The sequence below is a fragment of the Variovorax brevis genome (assembly GCF_030317105.1).
GTDB lineage: Bacteria > Pseudomonadota > Gammaproteobacteria > Burkholderiales > Burkholderiaceae_C > Variovorax > Variovorax brevis.
This window is the reverse complement of record NZ_JASZYG010000004.1, coordinates 562,775-585,713: the sequence shown is the minus strand read 5'-3', so window position 1 is coordinate 585,713 and position 22,939 is coordinate 562,775. Positions and strand designations below refer to the sequence as shown.

The window sequence follows — 22,939 nt, the reverse complement described above, 5'->3', positions numbered from 1 at the left end:
CGGGCGAAAATCCGGGCGCCCTTGCTGTGCTACTGGATGGGCGCCAGCGAACTCAACGAAACTGACGCGCCAATCCAGTCGGTCAGGCGGCCGCCCCGATCTCCTTCGAGATCCGCAACGCCGAGCCAAACGCCAGCGTGAAACCCAGGGCGCCATGCCCGGTGTTGAACAACATGTTGGAAGGCGCACGCCCGCACCGGCCGATGATCGGCACGCCCGTTGGCGTCGCGGGCCGCATGCCGGTCCACGGGTGCACGTCGTCGAAGTGGCTGCAGTGCGGAAACAGGTCGCGCGTGGCTTGCGTCAACGTCTCGATGCGCTCGGCGGGAATGCTCGCATCGTGGCCGACCAGCTCAGCCATGCCCGCGACGCGCAGCCGTGATCCGATGCGTGCGAAAACCACCTTGCGCGCGCTGTCCGTGACGTTGACGATCGGCGCAGCGCCGGGCGTGTCGTCGATGTCCACAGTGATGCTGTAGCCCTTGAGCGGATAGACCGGCAGGTAGGCACCCAGCTCGCGCCCCAGCCGCTGCGACGCGGTGCCCAGCGCCATCACGAATGCGTCGGCCTCGAAGGGGCCGGCGCTGGTGCGCAGCGCCTTGACGCGGCCTTCGCTGCATTCGAAACCCTGCACGTCGGTGCCAAGGTGAAAGCCCACGCCGCGGTGCGCCAGCACCCGCGTCAGTTCGGCACAGACCTTCAGGCAGTCGGCAGCGCATTCGCCCGGCGTGTAGACGGCCCCGGCGACGTGGTCGCGGTAGTGGGCCAGCGCGGGTTCGAGGGTGATGCATTCGTCCGGCGTCACCATCCGCTGCGTGCTCCCCAGTTCCCGCTGCAGTTGAAGCTGCCGACGTGCGCCTTCCACCGCTGTGGCGCTGGCATACAGCACGAGTTTGCCGGTGGCCGAGAAGTCGCACTCGGGCTGCACCTCGGCCATCATCTGCTCAAAGCCCGCGCGGCTTGCGGCGGCGAGTTCCAGCAGCAGGACGGTTGTCTCGCGAGACGTGCGTGCGTTGCACGCGGCCAGAAAGGCGAGCCCCCAGCGCCATTGCACCGGATCGAGTTGCGGCCTCAGCTTGAGCGGTGAAGTGGGAGAAAAAAGCAGCTTGGGCAGCTGCTTCCAGATCGACGGGTCCGCCAGCGGCTGGACGTACGAATAGCTCAGTTGCGCCCCGTTGCCCCCGCTGGCCCCGTGGCCGGGGGCGGAACGGTCGATGACGCTCACCTGATGGCCGTCGCGCTGCAGTTGCCATGCAGTTGCCAGTCCCACGATGCCGGCGCCAAGCACACAGATGTGCATCAAATTCTTTCCGATTGCGATGGCGCGAGGCTACGGGTGAAAAGGAATTGCATCAAGTTGCAACTCGTTCTTACACTGAATCTTTCACACATTCCATAGAGGGTTCGCATGAAGTTTTCCGTCCTGATGGCCGCGGTTTTGCTGACCGCCACCGGCGCGCACGCGGCCGATACGCTGGCCAAGATTGCGCAGTCCGGCAAGATCACGCTGGCGTATCGCGAGTCTTCGGTGCCGTTCAGCTACCTGAACGGGCCTGACAAGCCCATCGGCTTCTCGGTCGAGTTGTCCAACGCGGTGGTCGAGGCGGTAAAGAAGAAGCTCAACAAGCCGAACCTCGAAGTCGCGCTGATGCCGGTCACCTCGCAAAACCGCATTCCGCTCATCACCAACGGCACGGTGGACCTGGAGTGCGGCTCGACCACCAACAACTCCCAGCGCGCCAAGGACGTGAGCTTTGCCGTCAACCACTTCTATACCGGCACGCGCCTGCTGGTGAAGAAGTCCTCGAAGATCAAGGACTACGCCGACCTGGCGAAGAAGACCATGGCGACGACCACCGGCACGACGAACGCGCAGGTCATGCGCAAGTACAACAACGACAACAACCTGGGCATGGACATCGTGCTGGCCAAGGACCATGCCGACGCCTTCCTGCTGGTCGAGTCCGACCGCGCCGTGGCCTTTGCGATGGACGACATCCTGCTGTACGGCCTCATGGGCAACGCCAAGACGCCGTCGGACTTCGAAGTGGTGGGCGAAGCGCTGCAGGTCGAGCCCTACGCCTGCATGCTGCCCAAGGACGATCCGGCCTTCAAGCAACTGGTGGACGACACCTTCGTCGGCCTCATGAAGAGCGGCGAGTTCGAGAAGATGTACACCAAGTGGTTCCTCTCGCCCATCCCGCCCAAGAACACGCCCGTGGGCCTGCCGATGAGCCAGCAGCTCAAGGACAACATCAAGGCGCCAAGCGACAAACCCGCGACATGAAGCTCGCCCCCAGGCTTGCTCACTTCGTGTAGCCTCCAACCCCCTACCGGGGGCAACACCAGCGGCCCGGCGAATTGTTGCTCGCCCCCAGGCTTGCTCACTTCGTGTAGCCTCCAACCCCCTGCCGGGGGCAACACCAGCGGCCCGGCAAAGCCGGTTCCGCGGTGTTCCGCGAATGATCGCGTTCCCGCTTGAAGCGGTGGGATCGTATGTGACGCCAACGAGCGAGAGCGCTTGACACGATTGTTAAGATCAAAGGCGTGCCGCAAAGCGGCGCGGGTCCCCCTCTTGACGGAAAAGCCGACGAAGGTCGGCTTTGCTTTTTCTCAGCGCCCATGAATCTGGTAGCAATCATCGCCGCGACGCTCGTCTCGGGCATCGGCAGTGTCTGGATCGCAGCTTTGCTGCTTCGCCTCGGCGTGGACCGCAGCGGTGCGGGCGAGGCGGGGCAGGGCGCGCAGTCGCTGCTCAGCCTTGCGGCAGGCGCTTTGCTGGCAACGGCCTTCATGCACCTGTTGCCCGAGGCCTTCGAAAGCGGCATCGAGCCGGCCGTCCTGTTCGCCATGCTGCTGTTCGGGCTGGTGTTCTTCTTCCTTCTTGACAAGGCGGAGCTGTGGCACCACGGCCATGAACACCACCACGGCGGCGAAGGCGAGCACGGCAAGGCGCACGACCATGGGCACGCACACCACCATCATCACCACAACGGTCACAACGACGCGCATGGCCACGCCGCTCCGCGTGCCGGTGGATGGGCCGTGCTCACCGGCGACAGCGTCCATTGCTTCGGCGACGGCATCCTGATCGCCTCGGCCTTCACGGCGGACCTGCGGCTCGGCGCGGTCGCCGCGCTTGCCGTGCTCGCGCACGAGGTGCCGCACCACATCGGCGACCTGGTCGTGCTGCGCCAGACGTCGCCCGATGCGCGCATGGCCTTCGTCAAGGTCTCGCTGGCGGGCACCATGACGGCGCTGGGCGGGCTGGTGGGCTGGTGGCTGGTGGACCAGTTGCACAGCCTGCTGCCCTATTTCCTCGTGCTTGCCGGCAGCAGCTTCATTTACGTGGCGCTGGCGGACCTGATTCCGCAGCTCCAGCGGCGGCTCACCGCACGCCAGACCGGGATGCAGATCGCGTGGCTGGCGGCGGGAATCGTCATGGTGACGCTGGTGAGCCGGCTGGCCCACGGCGACCACGGGCACGAACGCGAAACGGGCGCGGCGCCGCACACGCACCAGCCGGCCAGCCGCGCACCCTGACACGGGGCTGAGCGCAGGGACCGCCTCCGGGACCGCGCCGGCGCGGCACATTTTCTGACATCGTCGTTTGGCCTTGACTCTGGCGCTGGGCGCCAAACGCGCGCAACATCGGGTTTTGTCCGCCGGTGGCCTGTGCAGGCCGCTGGTCCCCGTCATCAAGGAATCCAATCATGACGCGCGCCGTTTCAAAGCCTCCATCCGCCCAGCCTCCCAGCGTCAAGGCTGGCAAGCAGATGCCGGAAGGCGGTTTCGAGCCGGAAGAGGCCGAAGAAGAAGACGATCCCGATGCGCCGGACGAACTCGCCGACGAAACGGGGCTGGACCTCACTGACGCGAGCGAGCTCGACGCCGACAACGTGCTGGCGGACGAGGAGTTCGACCGCGTGATGCAGGCGCCCGACTGACCACGCCTGCGTCGCCGGGCCTCGCGGCCAGTGCGCTGCACGCCCCGGTCCTTCGCAATGCTCGATGTTGCATCGCGGGGGGCGGCCCTGCAGGGATGATGCTGGCCCTGCTGCTGGCACGGGCCGGGATTGATGTCGTCGTTCTGGAAAAGCACGGCGATTTCCTGCGCGACTTTCGTGGGGACACGGTGCATCCGTCCACGCTCGCCGTCATGTCCGACCTCGGACTGCTCGATGCCTTTCTCGCCCGGTCCCACGACAAGGCGACGCTCTTGCGCGGCACCATTTCCGGCCAACGCGTGGTGCTGGCCGACTTCGGGCGATTGCGCAAACACCCACCCTTCATCGCGATGGTTCCACAATGGGAGTTCCTGGACTTCGTGCGCGACGAGGCGGAGCGTTACGCAAACTTTCGCCTGATGCTCGACGCGGAAGCCGTCCACCTCGTGCAACGCGGCGGCCACGTCAGGGGCGTGGAAATCAAGGATGTCCATGGCGCGCTGGCGAACATCACGGCGGACCTGGTGATTGCCGCGGATGGGCGCCATTCCGTCTTGCGCGGTGCGGCGGGCCTGAAGGTGCGCGACATCGGCGCGCCCATCGACGTGCTCTGGCTGCGCTTGCCCAAGCGCACAGGCGACCCGAACGAGACCGGCGGCTTCATCGACACGGGGCATTTCATGGCCACCATCGACCGCGGAACGTACTGGCAATGCGCCTTCGTCATCGGCAAGGGTGGCATCGAGGCGACGCAAGCGCGGGGCTTGCCGGCGTTCCGTGCCGAGGTCGCGCAGGTTGCGCCCTTTCTGCACGACCGCGTGGACCACATCGCGTCATGGGATGACGTGAAGCTCCTGAGCGTCACGGTCGATCGCCTTGAGCAGTGGTGGAAGCCGGGCTTGCTTTGCATCGGCGACGCGGCCCATGCGATGTCGCCGGTCCGTGGCGTTGGCATCAACCTCGCGGTGCAGGACGCCGTTGCCACGGCCAACCTGTTGCGCGACGCGCTGGCCGATCCGCGCGTCACGGCGGACGAACTGACGCCGCTGCTCGCAACGGTGCAGGCGCGGCGCCTGTTTCCGGCGCGCATCACGCAAGCGGTTCAGGTCGCGATCCAGAACCGCCTGCTCAAGCCCGTGCTCCAGAGCAGCGGGCGCGGCACGCCCTTCCAGGTGCCGTGGGTGGTGAAGCTCTTGCAGCGATTCCCCGCGCTCCAGGGGATTCCGGCCTACGCCGTCGGCGTCGGCGTGCGACCCGAGCGGGTGCGGCCGGACTGAACGGATTTCAGGGTTCCGCCCCTTGGCGAGTAGGCAATCCCGGCGTGTTGGACCATTCGCTCCAACTGCCCGCGTACAGCGCCGCCGTGCCCAGGCCGGCCACCTGCATGGCGAGGAGGTTGGGCACGGCGCTGACCCCGCTGCCGCACTGGTGCACAACCGTCGCGGGATCGCGGCCCGCCAGCAGGGCCTCGAACTCGGCACGCAATTGCGCCGCCGGCTTGAACTTGCCGTCCGACCCGATGTTTTCGCTGAAGGGCCGGTTGAGCGCGCCGGGGATGTGGCCGGCGATCGGGTCCAGCGGCTCCACTTCGCCGCGGTAGCGGGGCGCAGCCCGCGCATCCACCAGCGTTTGCGTCGGTGATTCGAGCCGGCTGGCGACGTCCCGGGTGCCCAGCAGGGTGACCAGGGGCTCGCCCTGCACGAAGTTCGACTGGAAATGCGTCGGCTCCTCGCGATCGGTCACCTCGCCACCTTCGGCTTGCCAGCCCTGCAGGCCGCCATCGAGCACGGCTGCGGCGTCGTGGCCCATCCACTTGAGCATCCACCACAGGCGTCCGCAGTAGTTGGCGCCGTTGCGGTCGTACACGACGGCCTGCATGTTGTTGGCAAATCCGACACTCGACAGCCACGCCGCAAAGCTTTCGCGGCTGGGCAGCGGATGGCGCCCGCCAGAGCAGGGCTCACCGGATTCCTGCGCCACCACCACACCGCCCTTGCCCGGAACGCCGTGCTTGGCGCTCAAATCGGTGTCGAGGTTGGCATAGACCGCGCCGGGAATGTGCGCTCCGCGGTACTGCTGTACGCCGGCCTCGGGGTGCATCAGGTCAAAGCTGCAGTCGAACACCATGAATGGCGTGGCACTGGCCTGCAGGGCTTGCAGCTGCGCCGGCGTGATGAGGGTGGCGTAAGGCATGTCGGATTCTCCTTGGCGAAGTTTCTTCTTTTTCAATGCTCTTCGGCCGGCGCCCTGGGCACTGCGCGCTGGCGCAGCACGGTGGCCGCAATGCCGCTGGCAACGATCAGCGCCATGCCGGCCCAGCCGAGCCCGTCGATGCGGTCATTGAACACCACGAGGCTGTACATCCCCGCAAAAACGATGCCCGAATACTGAAGGTTGGCCACAAGCAGCGTACCGCTCTCGGTCTTTGCGGTCGCGTAGGCGCGGGTCATGCAGAGTTGTCCGAGCGCGGCCAGCACGCCCACCGGCAGCAGCCAGATGGCATGACGCCAGTCCCAGGGCGACAGGCCTGTCGCGATCGAGCCGCCGGCGCCTGCAATGGCGGAGCCGAGGGCAAAGTAGAAAACGGTGCGCGTTTCAGGCTCGCCGATGCGCGAGAGCGCCACGACCTGCATGTACGCAAAGGCGGCCGTCAGGCCCGACAGCAGCCCCATCAGCCCCGCGAAGCCCTGGTTGTCGCCGACGGTGGGACGCAGCATGAGCACGACGCCGCCAAAGCCCGCCAGCACGGTGAGCACCAGCGGCGCCTGCAGCGGCGGGCGCGTGGCCCGGCCATCGCGACCCGGCACGGGCACCCATGCCAGCAGCGCACCGCCCACCAGGAAAGCCGCGATCCACACGCTGCTCATGTAGTTGAGCGTCATGGCGGTGGCCAGCGGCATGTGGGCGATGGCGTAGAACCACGCGCCGAGCGAGGTCACGCCAATCAGGCTTCGCCACGCATGCATGCCCGGATAGCGCGTGGCCAGCGACACGCCGCGGTGCCGCGCCAGCAAGCCGATGAAGATGATGCCGATGACGCCGCGCCAGAACACCAGTTCGGCACTGCCGTACCAGTCTGAAGCAAGCTTCACGCACACGCCCATCGATGCAAAGATGAAGGCGCCCAGAACCATCCAGAGGGCTTGCATGCAGTTTGTTCTTTTTCGTCGTCAGAAAGGAAATGACCAGCCCACGCCGCACGTGGGCGCAGGATCGCGAAGGCCGGGAATCAGGCAGCCGCCGCCAGGGGTGGCTGCATCTCCGTGCGATACCACTCGTGGAACTGCTGCATGCCATCTTCCATGGGGCTCTGGTAGGGGCCGCTTTCGTCGTCGCCACGCAGCATGAGCGCGCGGCGGCCGGCGTCCATGCGCTCGGCGATCTCGTCGTCTTCCACGCAGGTTTCCATGTAGGCGGCGCGCTGCGCCTCGACGAACTCGCGCTCGAAAGCGACGATCTCCTCGGGGTAGAAGAACTCCACCATGTTCAGCGTTTTCTGCGGCCCGACGGGGTGCAGCGTCGACACGGTGAGCACGTGCGGATACCACTCGATCATCACGTGCGGGTAGTAGGTGAGCCAGATGGCGCCGAACTTCGGCGGCTTGCCTTCGCGGTATTTCAGCAACTGCTCTTGCCAGTGCTGGTACACCGGGCTTCCGGCGCGCCCCAGCCGATTGGCCACGCCCACGGTCTGCACGGAGTAGTTCTTGTTGAACTCCCAGCGCAGGTCGTCGCAGGTGACAAAGCTGCCCAGGCCCGGATGGAACGGCCCCACGTGGTAGTCCTCGAGGTAGACCTCGATGAAGGTCTTCCAGTTGTAGTTGCACTCGTGCAGCTCGACGTGGTCCAGCGCGTAGCCTTCGAAGTCGAGTTCGGCGCGCGGGCCCAGCCGGGCGAGATCGGCGCCGATGTCGCGGCCGTTGTTCTCGAACAGCAGGCCGTTCCACTCGGTGATCGGATAGTTGTGCAGGTTCAGGCAGGGGTCCTGCGAGAAATGCGGTGCACCGATCAGTGTGCCGGTGGTGCGCGGATCGGCCGCGGCGTAGGTCCAGCGGTGCAGCGGGCACACGATGTTGCCGCCCGTTTGCGCCTCGAGCGTGCCTCGCCCTTGCAGGATCACGGCCTGGCGGTGGCGGCAGACGTTGGAAACCAGCTCCACGCCCTTGGGCGTGTGCACCAGCGCGCGGCCCTGGTGTTCCTGCGGCAGGGTGTGGAAGTTGCCCGGCTCCGGCACGGCAAGGCGGTGACCGACATAGCGCGGCCCGCCAGCGAAGAGCGTCTGCATCTCGCGGGCGTAGAGCGTTTCGTCGAAATACGCTGAAACGTGAAGTTGGCTGGCAGCCTGTTGCAGTTGAAGACTTAAATCAGACATGGGCGACCTGACCAAGCTCCCTACACGGCGAAAGAGGGAGAAAAGCGAAAAAACAATTGAACAACGAATGGTGCAATCGGTATGCGATGCACCGCTTGGGCGTTGCCGGTGAAGAGCCCCGGATTGTACCCGGCAGTGTGACTTTGTACCCCGCCCTAAAATGACTGGTTTCACCCAGAGTTCGCATGCCCAAGGCGCCCCCATCCTCCACCACCGCAAACGAGACCACCGAGTTGCCAGCCACGTACGAGGCGGGGCTCCAGGAACTCGAGCAACTCGTTGCCGCGCTCGAATCGGGGCAACTCCCGCTGGATCAGCTGTTGGGCGGCTACCAGCGCGGCGCCGCCTTGCTCGCCTTCTGCCGCGACAAGCTGCAGGCGGTCGAAGATCAAATCAAGGTGCTCGATGCAGGCAGCCTGAAAACGTGGTCCAACGAATGACAACTTCCGCACTCGAAGCCCCCGCGCAGTGGGACGCCCAACGGCTGGCCGCCTGGAGCCAGCCGCACCTGGACCGCGTGGAGGCGGCCCTGTCGCGTTGGGTGGGCGTCGATGCGCCGGTCCTCCTGGGCGACGCCATGCGCTATGCCGTGCTCGACGGCGGAAAGCGCCTGCGGCCCCTGCTGGTGCTGGCGGCCAACGAGGCCGTGGGCGGCAACCCCGAAGCAGCGCTGCGAGCCGCCTGCGCGACCGAACTCATCCACGCCTATTCGCTGGTGCACGACGACTTGCCCTGCATGGACAACGATGTCCTGCGCCGCGGCAAGCCCACGGTGCACGTCAAGTTCGGCGAAGCCGATGCGCTCCTCGCCGGCGACGCACTGCAGGCGCTGGCCTTTGAACTCCTCACGCCCGACGACGCCGGCATCCCGGCCGCAGTGCAGGCCAGGTTGTGCCGCCTGCTGGCGCGCGCCGCCGGCAGCGAAGGCATGGCGGGCGGACAGGCCATCGACCTGGCCAGCGTCGGCGTCGCGCTCGACGAAGCCAGCCTGCGCCAGATGCATCGCCTGAAGACGGGTGCCCTGCTGCAAGGCAGCGTCGAAATGGGCGCGGCGTGCGCTGCTGAACTGGCGCCGGCGAAGCTGGCCGCGCTGCGCGAATACGGCGCCGCACTTGGCCTTGCATTTCAAGTGGTGGACGACATCCTCGACGTCACGGCCGACTCGCACACCCTGGGCAAGACAGCCGGCAAGGACGCCGCCAGCGACAAGCCCACCTATGTTTCCCTGCTGGGGCTCGAAGGCGCACGCGCTGAGGCCAGCCAGCTGCTGGATGAAGCGCTGGCCGCACTCGACCGCTGCGGCCTTCCCGAAACGGGCGCGCTGCGCGCGCTCGCCAAAATGGTCGTCGACCGCGACCGATAACAAAAGAAGACCCCCCGATGGTTCCGCTTCTTCCCACCATTTCCGATCCCTCCGCGCTGCGTCGCCTCGATCGCCAGCAGCTCAAGCAGCTGGCCGACGAGGTACGCGCCTGCGTGCTCGACAACGTTTCGCGCACCGGCGGACACTTGAGCTCCAACCTCGGCACGGTCGAGCTCACGGTGGCGCTGCATCACGTGTTCAACACGCCGCACGACCGTCTCGTGTGGGACGTGGGCCACCAGACCTATCCGCACAAGATCCTCACGGGCCGGCGCGATCGCATGCCGTCCCTGCGCCAGCTCGGCGGCCTCTCGGGCTTTCCGCAGCGCAGCGAGAGCGAATACGACACCTTCGGCACCGCGCATTCGTCGACCAGCATTTCCGCGGCGCTGGGCATGGCCATGGCCGCCAGGCAGAAGGGCGAGGACCGCCATGCAGTGGCCATCATCGGCGACGGCGCGCTCACGGCCGGCATGGCCTTCGAGGCCCTGAACAACGCGGGCGTGTGCGACTGCAAGCTGCTCGTGATCCTGAACGACAACGACATGTCGATCAGCCCGCCCGTGGGTGCGCTCAACCGCTACCTGGCGCAATTGATGAGCGGCAACTTCTACGCGGCTGCCAAGAACGCCGGCAAGACGGTGCTGCGCAAGGCGCCGCCGTTGTTCGAGCTGGCCAAGCGCCTGGAAGAACACGCCAAGGGCATGGTCGTGCCCGCCACGCTGTTTGAGCAGTTCGGCTTCAACTACGTGGGCCCCATCGATGGCCACGACCTCGATTCGCTGATTCCCACGCTGGAAAACCTCAAGCACCTGAACGGCCCGCAGTTCCTGCACGTCGTCACCAAGAAGGGGCAGGGCTACAAGCTGGCCGAGGTCGATCCGGTGGCCTATCACGGGCCGGGCAAGTTCGATCCTTCCGTCGGCCTGGTCAAGCCCGCAACGGTACCCAAGACGACCTTCACGCAGGTCTTCGGCCACTGGCTGTGCGACATGGCCGCGCAAGACGGCCGGCTCGTGGGCATCACGCCGGCGATGCGCGAAGGCTCGGGCATGGTGGAGTTCGAGCAACGCTTTCCCGGTCGCTACTACGACGTCGGCATTGCCGAACAACACGCCGTGACCTTCGCCGCGGGTCTGGCCTGCGAAGGGCTCAAGCCGGTGGTCGCGATCTACTCGACCTTCCTGCAACGCGCGTACGACCAGTTGATTCACGACGTCGCGATCCAGAACCTGCCGGTGGTGTTTGCGCTCGACCGTGCGGGCCTTGTCGGCGCTGACGGTGCAACGCATGCTGGCGCCTACGACATCCCCTTCCTGCGCTGCATTCCCAACATGAGCATTGCGTGCCCCGCGGACGAAGCGGAATGCAGGCAGCTGTTGACCAGTGCCTTCGAGCAGGACCACCCGGTGGCGGTGCGCTATCCGCGTGGTGCCGGCGTTGGCACGGTGCCCAGGCTGTCGCTGGATTCGCTGCCGTTCGGCAAGGCGGAGATCCGCCGCGAAGGCTCGCGCATTGCCATCCTCGCTTTTGGCACGTTGCTGTATCCCGCGCTGAAGGCGGCTGAAGCACTCGACGCCACGGTCGTCAACATGCGTTGGGCCAAGCCGCTGGACGAGACCATGCTGCTGCAAATCGCGCGAACGCATGAGGCCATCGTCACGGTCGAAGAGGGCGCTGTCATGGGTGGTGCCGGCAGTGCCGTGTCAGAGGCGCTGCAGGCCGCTGGCATTGCACGGCCTACGCTGCATCTGGGACTGCCCGATCGCTTCATCGAGCATGGCGATCCGGCCAAGTTGCTTGCGGGCGTCGGGCTCGATGCGACGAGCATCGAGCAATCCATTGCAGAGCGATTCGGTCGTCCAGCTGAGCACAATGTATTCGCAGGGAAAACCCGCACCAGTGCCCTGTAAGCAGTTTTTACAATTGCAGGGGCTTGAACAGTCGACAACGCGGCCAGCTGCCGCGTTTTCTTTTTTCCAATTGCACTCGGAGTCATTTCACAATGGATCGTCGTTCACTCATCAAGAATGCTGGCATCGCCGGCGTTCTGGCTGCCGGCATCGCGCCAGCAGTCCATGCCCAGGCCGCCGTTCGCTGGCGTCTGGCTTCCAGCTTTCCCAAGCCACTCGACACGATCTATGGTGGCGGTGAAGTGTTCGCGAACGCGGTCAAGGCCATGTCCGGTGGCAAGTTCGAAATCTCCGTGCACGCAGCTGGCGAACTGATGCCTGCCTTCGGCGTGGTGGATGGCGTGCAGCAAGGCTCGGTCGAGGCTTGCCACACGGTGCCTTACTACTTCTACGGCAAGAACCCCGCATTTGCGATGGGCTCGGCCATTCCCTTCGGCCTGAACGCACGCCAGATGAACGCGTGGATGATGCACGGCAACGGCCGCAAGCTCATGGACGAGTTCTATGCCAACTACGGCATGCGCAGCTTCGCCGGCGGCAACACCGGCACGCAGATGGGTGGCTGGTTCCGCAAGGAAATCAAGACCCCCGCTGACCTCAAGGGCCTGAAGATGCGCCTGGGCGGCGGCCTCGTGGGCGACGTGATGACCAAGCTGGGCGTCGTGCCGCAAAGCATCCCTGGCGGCGAAATCTATCAAGCCCTCGAAAAGGGCACGATCGACGCGGCCGAATGGGTGGGTCCGTACGACGACCAGAAGCTGGGCTTCAACAAGGTTGCACCGAACTACTACTACCCCGGCTGGTGGGAAGGCGGTCCGGAAGTGGACTTCTTCATCAACCAGAAGGCCTTCGATGCCCTGTCGGCCGAGAACAAGGCCATCATCTCCGCCGCTTCGGCATTGGCTGCGACCGACATGCTGGCCAAGTACGACGCACGCAACCCGACGGCACTCAAGCAACTGATCGGTGCCAAGACCAAGCTCTTGCCCTTCAGCAAGGAAATCCTGGATGCGTCGTACAAGGCTTCGCTGCAGGTGTACGAAGAGAACAGCGCCAAGAGCCCCGAGTGGAAGAAGATCTACAGCGACTTCGCCACTTTCCAGAAGGACCAGGTGGCATGGTTCCGCGTGGCGGAAGGTCGCTTCGACAGCTACATGCAGTCGATCAAGCTCTGAGCATGCACCGCATCAGTGGGCCGGCAAAGCCGGTTCACTGAGTCCTTTGGGTCTTCAAAAAACCGCGCTCTTTCAGCGCGGTTTTTTTGTGGGCGCAGCGTGGTGGCGAGAGGGCATCGTCGCAGTGCAATCGAGCGCGCTGCGAAGAAGCGCTGCACCAAAGTCCAGTTGCGCAGCAATGAGGCGCTTGTTACCTTTGAACTGAGCCCAACAACGGAGACAGCCATGCAAGTTTCAGCATCACTCAACCGCACAAGCGACCTCGCCGAGGCCGCGTGGGCATTTGCAAACAGCAATCACATGACATGTCGGCGGTGTGGTGAAGGCCTTCGAATCTACAGCGCGCCGGTGCCTGACCTGTTCATGTTTGGCGACGACGAAGGCAAGCGCAATTCCTTTCTTGCCAGCCGCGGGCCTCTGGCCATCTGCGATCAATGCAACACAAGCATGGATGTGATCTCCGTGCTGCGTTTGTAGTGCGTCATATCCAGGCAAACGCAACGGAGTGGGATCGTGGCTACCATCAACGCAGCAATAGCTGCGTGCGGGGAGGGCGCTCAGAACGCGCGCGCAGCCTTGAGTTCGGCGACGAGTCGCTGGAACTCGCGGATCATTTCGGGTGATGCGGCGTAGAACACGGCGAACTTGCCGACGAGCGTGCGCACGTACAGGCGCGGCGCGATGAGCCAGTCGAGGCCGGGCACCCGGATCAGTTTGGCGAAGGCCAGGTCGTCCAGCGCCATGTGCTTGTCCCAGATCCAGCGCTGGTAAAGGCCGCTTGCATCGAGCCGGGTGCGGCTGCGCATGATGGCCAGCCAGGTCCAGCCCATGAGGGCCATGCCGGCAAGAAACCAGCCGAGGCCGCCGGTCTTCGCGCTGCCCAGCGCACCGGCAGCCCACAGCTGTGCAAGCCAGAAGGCACAACCGCCAACGATGACGGTGGCCAGCAGCTTGAACGGCAACGAGAACGCCGGACCCTCGACCACGCCGCCGGGCGTGGACGGCTCGAAACGGAACGGTGCGGGACCCAAGCGCGCTTACTTCTTCCCGGGCTCGGCCGGGGCCGGAGCGTCCGGCTTGGCGGGCTCTTCCTTCGGCGCGTCGCCGAACGGATTCTCGCCAGCGCTCTCGCCCGTGCTGCCAGGCGCGGCCGGCTCCTTCGTGGCATCGCCGAACGGGTTCTCGCCCGCGCCGGTGTCACCGGACTTCGAGTCGCTGCTTTCCATCGGCACCTCGATCTGCACCTTGTCGATGTCGACGGCTTCTTCCTTGGTGAGGAACATCGTCACCGTTTCCGGCACGAAGATCACGATCGCCACCAGGATGAGCTGCATCAGCACCCACGGAATCGCGCCGAGGTAGATGTCGTTGGACAGCACCGGTTTCTCGATGCGCTTTTCCTTGAACAACGTGTCGGCGATGCCTCGCAAATAGAACAGCGCAAAGCCGAATGGCGGATGCATGAAGCTGGTCTGCATGTTCACGCACAGCAGCACGCCGAACCACACCAGGTCGATGCCCAGCTTGGCCGCGACCGGGCCGAGCATCGGCAAGATGATGAAGGCGATCTCGAAGAAGTCTAGGAAGAAGGCCAGGAAGAAGATGAACAGGTTGACCGCGATCAGGAAGCCGATCTGGCCGCCCGGCAAGCCGGTGAGCATGTGCTCGACCCACTTGGCGCCGTCCACGCCCTGGAACACCATCGAAAACACGCGTGCACCAATCAGGATGAACACCACCATGGCGGTGAGGCGCATGGTGCCGACCATCGCTTCCCACATCAGCGTCAGCGACAGGCGCTTGTGCATCGCGGCCAGGATCAGCGCGCCGACCACGCCCATCGCGCCGGCTTCCGTCGGCGTGGCGATGGCGGTGTCGATGCCGGGCAGGCCGCCCATCGAGCCAAGCACCGCGAAGATCAGGATGGCCGAGGGAATGATGCCGCGCAGGCACTTGGCCCAGAGCTTGGCGCCGCTGAGCGTGCGCGCCGTTTTCGGAATGCCGGGGATGTGGTGCGGCTTGAACACGCCGAGCAGGAAGGTATAGCCCGCGAAGATCAGCACCTGCAGGATCGACGGACCCCACGCGCCGCGGTACATGTCGCCCACCGAGCGGCCGAGCTGGTCGGCCATGACGATGAGCACCAGCGACGGCGGCACCAGTTGCGTGATGGTGCCCGAGGCCGCCAGCACGCCGGTCGCGTAGCGCATGTTGTAGCCGTAGCGGATCATCACCGGCAGCGAGATCAGCGCCATGGCGATCACCTGGCCCGCCACCGTGCCGGTGATGGCGCCAAGGATGAAGCCCACGATGATGACCGAGTAGCCCAGGCCGCCGCGCACCGTGCCGAAGAGCTGGCCCATCGAGTCGAGCATGTCTTCGGCGAGGCCGCACTTCTCGAGGATGGCCCCCATGAAGGTGAAGAACGGAATCGCGAGCAGCAAGTCGTTCGACAGGATGCCGAAGATGTTGATCGGCAGGTTCTCCATGAACACCGCCGGGAACCATCCCATCTGGATCGCGAAGAAGCCGGAAGCCATGCCCAGCGCGGCCAGCGAGAAGGCCACCGGGAAGCCGATCAGCATGATCAGCACCAGACCGCCGAACATGATCGGCGCGAAGTTTTCCATATGCATTTTGTAGGCTGTCCTGTTTGTCTGGTTGTTCAGCGCGCCATCACTGCACTGGCTTCTCGTAGTGGGTGTCCATCTCTATGAGACCCATCAGGTAGGCAACGCGCTTGATCACTTCCGACACGCCTTGCAGGAACATCAATCCGAAGCCCAGCGGCAGCAGCAGCATGGCGGGCCAGCGGATCAGGCCACCAGAGTTGTTCGACATCTCGCCGGAGATGTACATGCCGCGGAACAGCGGCCAGCTCAGCCACGCGATGACGGCCATGGCCGGGAGCAGGAAGACCAGCAGCCCGAACAGGTCGATGTACACCGGGCCGTGGCCTTTGAGCTTGCCGTAGATGATGTCCACGCGCACGTGCTCGTTGAGCTTGAGCACCACCGGTGCGCCGAGCATCACGGTCGCGGCGAACAGGTACCACTGGATTTCGAGCCAGGCGTTGGAACTCGTGTTGAGTCCGAAGCGCACGAAGGCGTTGCCTGCGGAAATCAGCGCGGCGCTCAGCACGGTCCACGCGGCGACCTTGCCGAGCTGGCTGCTGATCCAGTCCATGCAGCGTGAGAATTGAAGAAGTGCGGACAAGGTGTTTGTCTCCCGGCCTGATCAAACAAAAAACGGCGTGCGCGGAGCGGTGCGCACAAAGCCCGCAATGTTAACCGTGCGCTTCGGGGCATCCGCCGGCCTGCTCAAAGGAGTTTCCCTGAGCACCATAATGAGGCAATGGCGCCGTCACCTTCCCATCCGCATTCGATTGACGATCCGGACATGCGCCACGCCGGACGTGAACTGCTTTCGCTGGCGTTGATCGACGCACGCAACCACACGCTGCACCTGCTCACCCTGTACGAACAGGCACTCGCCAAGGCGGGCCTGGCGCAGGTTCCGCAGGTCGACGACGCGGTTCCGCCCGTCTGGCTCGCCGGTCACATCGGCTGGTTCGCGGAGTGGTGGATTGCGCGCAACACGCAGCGCGCCATGGGCGTCGATTGCCCGGTGCGACCCACCCGGCTTGCGTCGATCGAGCCGCTGGCCGATGGCTGGTGGGGCCCCGTGCAGGGCGCTGCCGATGACCATTGGTCGCGCGACTTCCCGGACCTCGTGCAGACCAAGGCCTACCTGCTCGAGACCCTTGAAAGCACGCTGGAACTGCTCGACAAGGCCGCCGAGACCGACGCGGGCCTGTACTTCTATCGCCTCGCGCTGTTCCACGAAGACCTGCGCGGCGAACAGCTCGTGGTGATGGCGCAGACTCTCGGCTTGCAGATCGGCGCCGAGCTGCCGCCGACCCTCGCCACGCGCGAGCCGCTGCTGATGCCCGCCACGCAATGGAGCCTGGGCCGCGAGACCGGCGAGGGCGCCGGCTTTGCCTTTGCGCAGGAATGCGGCGCGCACACGGTGTCCATCCCGGAATTCGAGATCGATGCGCAACCCGTCAACTGGTACCAGTTCGTGGAGTTCGTCGACGACGGCGGCTATGACCGACCCGAACTCTGGTCGCCCGAAGGCTGGGCGTGGCTGCAGGCCAACGAGCGCCGCGGGCCACGCCACGTCGAGCAGATCGGCGCCGCGCGGCACGGCACAGGCGGCTCGGTGCTGCAGCGGCGTTTTGGCGTCACCGTTCGCGCCGCGGGGCATCAGAGCGCGATGCACCTGAGCTGGTGGGAGGCCGACGCATGGGCCCGCTGGGCGGGGCGCCGCATCGCCACCGAAGTGGAGTGGGAGATTGCCGCCCACACCGCCACCCGCCGCGGCTTTCGCTGGAACGACGTGCACGAATGGACTGCGGGCAGCTTGCGACTCTGGCCGGGTTTCCGGGCCGATCCCTGGAGCGCGGATACGGCCTTCGACCCACAACCAGCCGTGGGGCGTGATCGCGTGGTGCGAGGCGCCTCGTTCGCGACACGCGCGCGGCTGCGCTCGCCGCGGTGGCGCGGCTTTGCATCGCCCGGGCGCGACGACTGGTTCCTGGGCTTTCGGACCTGTGCGCTTTAGTTTTGGCCGCGCGGCCGGGCCGGCTTGGGCGTCTTGAAGGTCCACCACGGCAGCAGCGCACTGAGCGATTGCACCTCGCCGCTCGCGGCCACTTCGTAGCCGACCATGGTGCTCAACTGGTGCTGCCACGCGCTGCTGCGCAAGACCGTGAGCAGGGCCTTCGTGGCCGGTTGTTCAAGCGCCGATCGTAGGCATGCCAAGTGGTAGCGCTCGTGCACCAGCGGCACGAAATCCAGGCCGGCAGCGCGAGCGGCGGATTCCAGGCCCAGGCCCACATCGGCCTGCCCGGCCTTGATGGCATGGGCAACCGCCGCATGCGAGGGCTCGCTGTGTGCGTAGCCCTTGAGTGAGCGGGCGTCCAGTTTGGCCTCGCCCAGCAGTTCGTCGAGCAGCACTCGCGTGCCGGTGCCGATCGCACGGTTCACGAATCGCGCCTTCGTCCGTGCCACGTCGGCAATGGATTGCAGGCCCTTCGGATTGCCTGGCGCCACCATCAAGCCCTGGGTTCGGCGTGCAAAGCCGATGATCTTGTGCAGGCCCGGCTGGAGCAGCGGCTTGTAGGTGCGCTGTGTCAGCGAACCCATGGCCGGCCGCTCCTGCGTGTGAAAACCCGCCATCACGCAGCGCCCCTGGTTCAGCGCACGGATGGCGTCGACGCTGCCGGTGAACTGGATGTCCAGGTGCACCGCGGCCTTGGCGGCGCTGTGCGCGCGCAGGGCCACCAGTGCGTCGTCATGGCTGGCGTGCAGGCTGAGCACATGCGTGCCATCGTCGAAGGCCAGCGCAAAGGCGCGCTCCAGGTCGGCGTGCAGCGCCTCGATCTGCGCCGCAAGACGCGCCTGCGCCTGTCGCTCGGCCCACAGCATCTTGTCCCCGAATTCGGACAGCTGGGCCGGCTGGCCCGGATCGCCTGACACCAACGCGTGGCCCAGTTCGGTTTCCCAGCGCCTGATTTCGCCCCACACGTGGCGGTAGGACAAGTCGAGCTTGCGTGCCGCCGCCGAGAGGGAGCCGCCGTCACGGATGGCCTGCAAGAGCTCCATCAGCGGGTTGCGGATGCGGCGAGTGCTCGCCCCGCCGGAAGTGATTGCGTAGGAAAGCTCGATCTGGTGCACGTTCGACGTTTTCTGGGAAATGTCATGGATTATGGTGTTCGGTACCAACCTATGAAATGGATTGCATAGGTGGCCGGCTGTCACACATCGATACTTGTTGGTTTCGATGGCCTGGGATTCGTGACGATCGAATGAACACCTTCTCCGATAGCGCTGCGGCCTCGTGGCAGTTGCTGACTTCAGCCGACCCGGTGTTGCTGGCCATCGTGGGCCGTTCACTGTTCGTGAGCGCCTGCGCCTGTGTGCTGGCGTGCGGCATGGGCCTGGTGCTTGGCGCGTGGCTCGGTGTGGCGCGCTTTCCGGGGCGCTCGGCCGTGCTGACCCTGCTCAACACCTTGTTGGCGCTGCCCTCGGTGGTGGTTGGCTTGGTGATCTATCTGCTGCTCTCGCGCTCGGGGCCGCTGGGCTTTCTTGGATGGCTCTTTTCCTTCAAGGCCATGGTGCTGGCGCAGGCGGTGCTGGTGTTGCCGGTGGTCACGGCGCTCACACGGCAGGTCATCGACGACGCCGACCGTGGCCACGGCGAGCAACTGCGTTCACTCGGCGCGTCCCCCATGGTGCGGGCGCTGCTGCTGGCGTGGGACGAGCGCTATGCCCTCGTCACCGTGCTCATCGCGGCCTTCGGCCGGGCTGTGTCGGAAGTGGGCGCCGTCATGGTGGTGGGCGGCAACATCGACGGCTTCACCCGCGTGATGACGACGGCCATTGCGCTGGAAACCAGCAAGGGCGATTTGCCGCTCGCGCTCGCGCTGGGCCTCGTTTTGCTGCTGGTCGTGCTGGCGCTCAACCTGGCGATTGCCGGCGTCAGGGGATGGCGCGAACGCGTGGACGGCGCCGCGACGCAGGCGTTGCCGCATCGGGCGATGGCATGACAACAGAGCCTCTCTTCGGTCTGCGGGACGTCGACGTGCGTTTCGGCGCGGTGGCTGCGCTGCACGGTGCATCGCTTGCCATCCACGCTGGCGAACGCGTGGCGCTCATCGGCGCCAACGGAAGCGGAAAGAGCACCCTGCTGCGCCTGCTGCACGGGCTGGTGCCGAATGCCTCGGGCAGCTTCACGAGCACGGCGCCGCATCGCACGCAGGCCATGCTGTTCCAGCGACCGCACATGCTCCGCGCCAAGGCGCGAACCAACGTGGCGCTGGCCATGTGGCTGCGTGGTGCGCGCTGGTCGGACGCCAAGCGGCGCGCCATGGAGGCACTCGACCACGTCGGCCTGGCCGGCATCGCGGAACGCAACGCGCGCACCTTGTCGGGCGGTCAGCAGCAACGCCTGGCGCTGGCCCGCGCGTGGGCGCTGTCGCCGGCAGTGCTCTTTCTCGATGAGCCGACGGCCAGCCTGGACCCCACCGCCAAGCGCGACGTGGAAGCGCTGATTGGCCAGGTGGCCGACGGCCGCACGCTCATCTTCGCGAGCCACAACCTCGGTCAGGTCAAGCGGTTGGCAACGCGCGTCATTTACCTGGAGCACGGCCGCATCCTGGCCGACCTGCCGGTCCACGATTTTTTCAATGGCCCCTTGCCCAGGGAAGCCATGCTGTTTGTCAAAGGAGAACTCGCATGAAGAAGATGTTGAAGCAGTTGGGTGTCGGCGTGTCCGCGCAGGGCGCGATGCTGGCGGTTGCGCTGATGGTGGGCCTCGGCTCGATTCACGAGGTGAGCGCACAGCCCATCACCATGGCGTCCACCACGTCCACCGAACAGTCGGGGCTGTTTGCGCACATGCTGCCGGCGTTCAAGCAGGCCACGCAGATCGACGTGAAGGTGGTTGCGGTCGGCACGGGCCAAGCCATCGACATGGCCAGGCGCGGCGATGCCGATGTGCTCTTCGTGCACGACACGGCCGCAGAAGAGAAGTTCGTCGCCGAAGGCTACGCCGCCAAGCGCTACCCCGTCATGTACAACGACTTCGTGCTTGTAGGACCCAAGGGCGACCCGGCGGGCGTCAAGGGGCAGGACATCGTCGCGGCCCTCAAGAAGATCGCCGCGGCCAATGCGCCATTCGTTTCACGCGGCGACAAGAGCGGCACCGATGCGGCCGAGCGGCGCCTGTGGGCGCAAACCGGCATCGGCGAAGCGGGCCAACCCGTGACCAACGACAAGAAGGGCTCAGCCTACAAGGAGTGCGGTTGCGGCATGGGTCCGGCGCTGAACATCGCCGCATCGAGCAACGCCTACGTGGTGGCCGACCGTGGCACCTGGCTCAGCTTCAAGAACCGTGCGGACCTGGCCATCCTCGTTGAAGGCGACAAGCGCCTGTTCAACCAGTACGGCGTGATGGTCGTGAGCCCGGCCAAGTTCCCGCAACTCAACAGCGCGGGCGCGCAGAAGTTCGTGGACTGGGTGACCTCGCCGGCGGGCCAGGCGAACATCGCCGAGTACAAGATCGGTGGCGAACAACTCTTCTTTCCCAACGCGACGAAGTGATGTCGGCGGCTTCTTGACCTGGGAGGTTATCGACCCTTGGCGCCGGCGCGGCGACCATTCCTTCACCCCCGCAATCCAGCGGGTCAACACTGAAAGGAAGTCGCCATGAACACCACCGCCACCACCCAGGCCGCCGAAGTCGCACAAGCCTACATTGCCGTGTGGAACGAGGCCGACCCGGCTCGCCGGCTGCATTTGCTGGAAGCCGGCTGGACGGCCGATGCCCGCTACGTCGATCCGATCGGGAAGGCCAGCGGACGCGAGGAAATCAACGCCATGGTCGGCGCCGTGCAAGCGCGCTTTCCCGGCTTTCGCTTCAGCCTGCTGGGCAAGCCCGACGCACACGGCGATCACCTGCGCTTTTCGTGGACGCTCGGGCCAGAAGCGGCGCAGGACTTGATTCAGGGCACTGACTTTGCGCAGTTGGCCGCGGGGCGCCTGCACACAGTCACGGGCTTCCTGGACAAGGTGCCGGCCGCGGCGTGATTCGGGCCGGCGTGCCAGTCACGTGACCGGCGTTGAGGGCTTTCCACGCCGCCCCGCCAAGTCCGCCAATGCGCTGTCGAGCTGCGGATGGCGAAATACATAGCCGGCTGCCAAGGCCGCGCGCGGAACGACGTTCTGACCTGTCAGCAACAGCGTCGCCATCTCGCCGGCCATCGCTCGCAGCGGCGCGCCCGGCATGCGAATCAAAGCCCGGCGCCCGAAGGATGCAGCCAGCGACTTGGCAAAGCGAGCTTGCGACGGCGTGTCGGGTGCAACGGCGTTGATCGCACCCGCAAGTTCTGACTTGTCCATGGCGAAGCGGATCAGGCCGATCGCGTCGTCCAGATGGATCCACGGCGCCGCTTGGCGCCCGCTGCCGAGCACCGCGCCCAGGCCCATGCGTGCCGCAAGGGCTTGCATCGGATAGGCGCCGTCGCCGCGGCCCAGCACCACGGCAAAGCGCATGCGCACGACGCGCACCCCCAGTGCCTCGGCGCGGCGCGCCTCGTGCTCGATGGCGGCACACAGGTCGGACTGGAACTCGCCGGGGCGCGGCGGGCCGGACTCGTCGAGCGGCTCGAATGAATCGTCCGGCGACCCGCCGTAGAACCCGATGGCCGATGCGCTGACCAGCACGCGCGGCGGTTGTTGCAGCCGGCGCATCAAGTCCAGCAGCGCGTTCATGAGACCCGCGCGACTCGCGAGCAGCGTGCGGCGGCGCGCGGCCGTCCAGGGCATGCCGAGCACGCGCGCGCCGGCCAGATGCACGACCGCGTCGATACGTGTTTCGGAGGGGATCGCGTCGAGGCTCTCCACCGTCCACACGCCCGGCCCCAGGCTCGCGCTCGCCTGTCGCGCATCGCGCGTCAACGCAATCACGCGGCGCCCGTCGCGCTGCAATTCGGCCACCAGCGCACTGCCGACGAAGCCGGTGGCGCCGGTGACCAGCACGGCCGGCGCAATCAGGTGGCCATGTTGCTGGCCGGGTATCGGCGTGGGTTGCATGCTGGCCATCCTTGCGATGCGGTTCAGCGCGATCACTGCGAGCGTGTTGCGAACGCTCCACGCTACCACGCCAATGCCGTAGGCTGTGAATAGCCATGACACCCATCCGTGCGGCACCAGCGCCAGCTCTGAGGGCTGCCGGGCCCAGCCAAACCACACCGGCGCGAAGAGGCCGATGAAGAGCCCATAGCTGATCGTCAGGAGCGTGTGCAGTGCGCGCTCGAAAGGCGGCAGCCGGCGCGTGCGGTCTTCTTCCAGGAAGTCGGCCAGCGTGATCGCCACCTCCGTCAGCAGCAGCGCGGCCAGGCCGAAGGCGAAGGCGCCGCGCCATTCGAACCAGCTTAGTCCGATGAACACGATGCCGTAGATGGCTTCGCGCGCCGCGTGCAACGCGAGTTCGCGCCGCGCCGACACGCGTTGCGGCAACCGGGCCGCGAGTTCGTGATGCCAGAGATTGTCGAAGGCGCCCAGCAGCGCCTGGACGGAGAGCAGGGTGAAGACAAGGGACAT

23 protein-coding genes are annotated in these 22,939 nt (G+C 65.8%); 14 read left to right on the top strand and 9 right to left on the bottom strand.

The features are described from left to right. Positions 1-82: 82 nt before the first annotated feature. Entirely contained in the window at positions 83-1,300 is a 1,218-nt protein-coding gene (locus QTI66_RS15645; protein WP_286560703.1) for a D-amino acid dehydrogenase, read from the bottom strand. 108 nt (positions 1,301-1,408) lie between these two features. Here QTI66_RS15645 and QTI66_RS15640 point away from each other — a divergent pair, with 108 nt between their 5' ends. The 4 genes from QTI66_RS15640 to QTI66_RS15625 all read left to right on the top strand — a co-directional run bounded on the left by QTI66_RS15640 (position 1,409) and on the right by QTI66_RS15625 (position 5,224). Beyond that, a complete protein-coding gene (locus tag QTI66_RS15640) occupies positions 1,409-2,287 on the top strand; it encodes a transporter substrate-binding domain-containing protein (RefSeq protein ID WP_286560702.1) in 879 nt (292 codons plus the stop codon). A gap of 335 nt (positions 2,288-2,622) precedes the next feature. Then, a complete protein-coding gene (locus QTI66_RS15635) occupies positions 2,623-3,543 on the top strand; it encodes a ZIP family metal transporter (RefSeq protein WP_286560701.1) in 921 nt (306 codons plus the stop codon). A 170-nt stretch (positions 3,544-3,713) separates the two neighbouring features. Next, on the top strand, positions 3,714-3,947 hold the full coding sequence (locus tag QTI66_RS15630; protein ID WP_286560700.1) for a hypothetical protein: 234 nt from the start codon (positions 3,714-3,716) through the stop codon (positions 3,945-3,947). After that, the gene (locus QTI66_RS15625; protein WP_353506200.1) at positions 3,944-5,224 is read left to right on the top strand and encodes an FAD-dependent oxidoreductase; all 1,281 of its coding nucleotides are present in this window, start codon (positions 3,944-3,946) and stop codon (positions 5,222-5,224) included. The genes QTI66_RS15630 and QTI66_RS15625 overlap by 4 nt, the downstream gene beginning before the upstream one ends. 7 nt (positions 5,225-5,231) lie before the next feature. Here the strand turns inward: QTI66_RS15625 and QTI66_RS15620 are convergent, their stop codons facing one another. The 3 genes from QTI66_RS15620 to QTI66_RS15610 all read right to left on the bottom strand — a co-directional run bounded on the left by QTI66_RS15620 (position 5,232) and on the right by QTI66_RS15610 (position 8,319). Next, positions 5,232-6,140 (bottom strand): sulfurtransferase, encoded by a 909-nt coding sequence (locus QTI66_RS15620; RefSeq protein ID WP_286560699.1) that lies wholly within the window; start codon positions 6,138-6,140, stop codon positions 5,232-5,234. 32 nt (positions 6,141-6,172) lie between these two features. Next, the gene (locus tag QTI66_RS15615) at positions 6,173-7,096 is read right to left on the bottom strand and encodes a DMT family transporter (RefSeq protein ID WP_286560698.1); all 924 of its coding nucleotides are present in this window, start codon (positions 7,094-7,096) and stop codon (positions 6,173-6,175) included. Between the two features lie 80 nt (positions 7,097-7,176). Further along, positions 7,177-8,319, bottom strand: coding sequence for an aromatic ring-hydroxylating oxygenase subunit alpha (locus QTI66_RS15610; RefSeq protein ID WP_286560697.1), 1,143 nt, complete (start codon positions 8,317-8,319; stop codon positions 7,177-7,179). A 185-nt stretch (positions 8,320-8,504) separates the two neighbouring features. Here QTI66_RS15610 and xseB point away from each other — a divergent pair, with 185 nt between their 5' ends. From xseB to QTI66_RS15585, 5 genes are all read left to right on the top strand, one after another. Continuing rightward, on the top strand, positions 8,505-8,759 hold the full coding sequence (gene xseB / locus QTI66_RS15605) for an exodeoxyribonuclease VII small subunit (protein WP_286560696.1): 255 nt from the start codon (positions 8,505-8,507) through the stop codon (positions 8,757-8,759). After that, positions 8,756-9,682: a polyprenyl synthetase family protein gene (locus QTI66_RS15600; protein ID WP_286560695.1), complete on the top strand. Its 927-nt coding sequence runs from the start codon at positions 8,756-8,758 to the stop codon at positions 9,680-9,682. Before xseB ends, QTI66_RS15600 begins: the two co-directional genes overlap by 4 nt. A gap of 17 nt (positions 9,683-9,699) precedes the next feature. Continuing rightward, positions 9,700-11,595 carry a 1-deoxy-D-xylulose-5-phosphate synthase gene (gene dxs, locus QTI66_RS15595; protein WP_286560694.1) on the top strand — a complete coding sequence of 632 codons (1,896 nt, stop codon included), beginning with the start codon at positions 9,700-9,702 and terminating at the stop codon, positions 11,593-11,595. A 92-nt stretch (positions 11,596-11,687) separates the two neighbouring features. Next, the gene (locus QTI66_RS15590; protein ID WP_286560693.1) at positions 11,688-12,770 is read left to right on the top strand and encodes a TRAP transporter substrate-binding protein; all 1,083 of its coding nucleotides are present in this window, start codon (positions 11,688-11,690) and stop codon (positions 12,768-12,770) included. Between the two features lie 15 nt (positions 12,771-12,785). Beyond that, complete coding sequence (locus tag QTI66_RS15585) at positions 12,786-13,247, top strand: hypothetical protein (protein WP_286560692.1); 462 nt, start codon at positions 12,786-12,788, stop codon at positions 13,245-13,247. Positions 13,248-13,327: 80 nt separating this feature from the next. Here the strand turns inward: QTI66_RS15585 and QTI66_RS15580 are convergent, their stop codons facing one another. The 3 genes from QTI66_RS15580 to QTI66_RS15570 are packed head-to-tail and all read right to left on the bottom strand — an operon-like array spanning position 13,328 to position 15,986. Further along, positions 13,328-13,801, bottom strand: coding sequence for a hypothetical protein (locus tag QTI66_RS15580; RefSeq protein ID WP_286560691.1), 474 nt, complete (start codon positions 13,799-13,801; stop codon positions 13,328-13,330). Positions 13,802-13,807: 6 nt separating this feature from the next. Continuing rightward, positions 13,808-15,406 carry a TRAP transporter large permease gene (locus tag QTI66_RS15575; RefSeq protein ID WP_286560690.1) on the bottom strand — a complete coding sequence of 533 codons (1,599 nt, stop codon included), beginning with the start codon at positions 15,404-15,406 and terminating at the stop codon, positions 13,808-13,810. A gap of 40 nt (positions 15,407-15,446) precedes the next feature. Beyond that, positions 15,447-15,986 (bottom strand): TRAP transporter small permease subunit, encoded by a 540-nt coding sequence (locus QTI66_RS15570; protein ID WP_286560689.1) that lies wholly within the window; start codon positions 15,984-15,986, stop codon positions 15,447-15,449. A 183-nt stretch (positions 15,987-16,169) separates the two neighbouring features. On the opposite strand from QTI66_RS15570, the gene QTI66_RS15565 reads away from it, so the two are divergent. Beyond that, positions 16,170-17,396 (top strand): SUMF1/EgtB/PvdO family nonheme iron enzyme, encoded by a 1,227-nt coding sequence (locus QTI66_RS15565; RefSeq protein ID WP_286560688.1) that lies wholly within the window; start codon positions 16,170-16,172, stop codon positions 17,394-17,396. Here the strand turns inward: QTI66_RS15565 and QTI66_RS15560 are convergent. Continuing rightward, a complete protein-coding gene (locus QTI66_RS15560) occupies positions 17,393-18,511 on the bottom strand; it encodes a substrate-binding domain-containing protein (protein WP_286560687.1) in 1,119 nt (372 codons plus the stop codon). The two genes, QTI66_RS15565 and QTI66_RS15560, sit on opposite strands and share 4 nt — an antisense overlap. Positions 18,512-18,642: 131 nt before the next feature. On the opposite strand from QTI66_RS15560, the gene QTI66_RS15555 reads away from it, so the two are divergent. From QTI66_RS15555 to QTI66_RS15540, 4 genes are all read left to right on the top strand, one after another. Next, positions 18,643-19,383, top strand: a complete 741-nt coding sequence (locus QTI66_RS15555) for an ABC transporter permease (protein ID WP_286560686.1) — start codon at positions 18,643-18,645, stop codon at positions 19,381-19,383. After that, positions 19,380-20,075: an ABC transporter ATP-binding protein gene (locus tag QTI66_RS15550; RefSeq protein WP_286560685.1), complete on the top strand. Its 696-nt coding sequence runs from the start codon at positions 19,380-19,382 to the stop codon at positions 20,073-20,075. Before QTI66_RS15555 ends, QTI66_RS15550 begins: the two co-directional genes overlap by 4 nt. A 47-nt stretch (positions 20,076-20,122) precedes the next feature. Beyond that, positions 20,123-20,938, top strand: coding sequence for an ABC transporter substrate-binding protein (locus QTI66_RS15545; protein WP_444815008.1), 816 nt, complete (start codon positions 20,123-20,125; stop codon positions 20,936-20,938). A 105-nt stretch (positions 20,939-21,043) separates the two neighbouring features. Beyond that, positions 21,044-21,424 carry a nuclear transport factor 2 family protein gene (locus tag QTI66_RS15540; RefSeq protein ID WP_286560684.1) on the top strand — a complete coding sequence of 127 codons (381 nt, stop codon included), beginning with the start codon at positions 21,044-21,046 and terminating at the stop codon, positions 21,422-21,424. Between the two features lie 18 nt (positions 21,425-21,442). On the opposite strand, the gene QTI66_RS15535 is transcribed toward QTI66_RS15540, so the two are convergent. Then, a complete protein-coding gene (locus QTI66_RS15535) occupies positions 21,443-22,939 on the bottom strand; it encodes a TIGR01777 family oxidoreductase (protein ID WP_286560683.1) in 1,497 nt (498 codons plus the stop codon).